We start from the raw sequence: 1,162 nt of genomic DNA, 5'->3' as shown, positions 1-1,162 counted from the left end.
TGCTCTGTTGCTTGTGGCTCTGATCAGGCTGTCATTTCTGACAGCCTGACGGAAACGCTATTCCTTGCCGGCAGAGTTACGCTTCTCATACGCGATGGCTTTCGCGGCCAGATCTTCCGTATGGGGTTGGTAGTAACGGTCAAGGGATTTGATATCTTTATGACCTGTCACCCGGCGGAGTTCGAGCGGGTTCGTGTAAATCCGTGCGAGGCGGCTTGTCGCCTCATGCCGAAGATCATGGAAGGTAAGGTCCTTGAGGCCTGCTTTCTTCGTCATCCGTCCGAACCGGACTGAAAAAGCATCTTTGCTACCAATATCAAAGACGAGATCTCCGGGCCGGGCGGATTTGCGTTGTGCCTGAAGGGACCGAAGCAGGCGGGCGGCTCCGGGTGTCAGAGGACGGATTTCCGGACCACGCTCCACAGCACGATGCATGGTCTTCGTTTTTTCCAAGGACAAGGCATAACGATCAAAGTCAATGTCACGCCAACGGAGTGTCAGGGCTTCCTCCCGTCGGGTGCCTTGTTCAATGGCGAATTGGACGAATATGGCATCGTCCGGCCAAGGGGACAGTGCCATGGCTTCCAGAAGGCGGTCGTATTCATCACCAATGAGACGACGGTTGCGCTTCTTGTCTGCGCCAGCGGGTCGCTTGACTGCCGTTGCGGCGGCCGGGTTTTTTGAGAAAGGTAGGTCCCACTCTGCGATGGCGTGCTGGCAGATCGCAGCAAGCAGGTTGAGGCGTTTGACGACTGTGGCGGCACTGTATTTCCCAGCCAGTCGGTCCCGGAAACCACGGACTGCAGTCGAGGTCAGATCGACCAATGGCAGTTGTGCGATTTCGTCCTGCAGAATGGAGGGGATGTGACCTTTACGATCATTGTCCCGTGTCTGCATTACCTCACGCACATAGCGGTCGACCAGTTCGCGGACAGTCTGACGTTCCAGCGGTCGCGTGTCCTCAAACTGTCCGAGTTCCAGTTTGGCGGACGTCGTGTCCAGCCAGCGCCGGGCCAGTTTGGCCGAGCCGAAGGTTTGATGGATCCGCTCTCCGCCTGCGATACGCTTACGGGCCCGATACTGGCCCTTGCCGCGATATTCAACTCCGGCCGGGAGCGGACGGCCTGTCGCCGGATCAATTTTAGCAGAAGTGATTCGATCT

Annotated in this window: 1 protein-coding gene; it reads right to left on the bottom strand. The window is 57.3% G+C overall.

The window, feature by feature from the left end; translation table 11 throughout:
• Positions 1–57 precede the first annotated feature (57 nt).
• The coding region (locus KP699_RS16800; protein ID WP_215763346.1) for a site-specific integrase at positions 58–1,162 on the bottom strand (1,105 nt) is incomplete at its 5' end.

Origin of the sequence: Acetobacter sp. P1H12_c (genome assembly GCF_018811975.1) — a bacterium.
In the GTDB taxonomy this organism is placed as follows: domain Bacteria; phylum Pseudomonadota; class Alphaproteobacteria; order Acetobacterales; family Acetobacteraceae; genus Acetobacter; species Acetobacter persici.
Note: the sequence above shows the minus strand (reverse complement) of the source record. Positions and strands in the feature narration are given on the sequence as shown.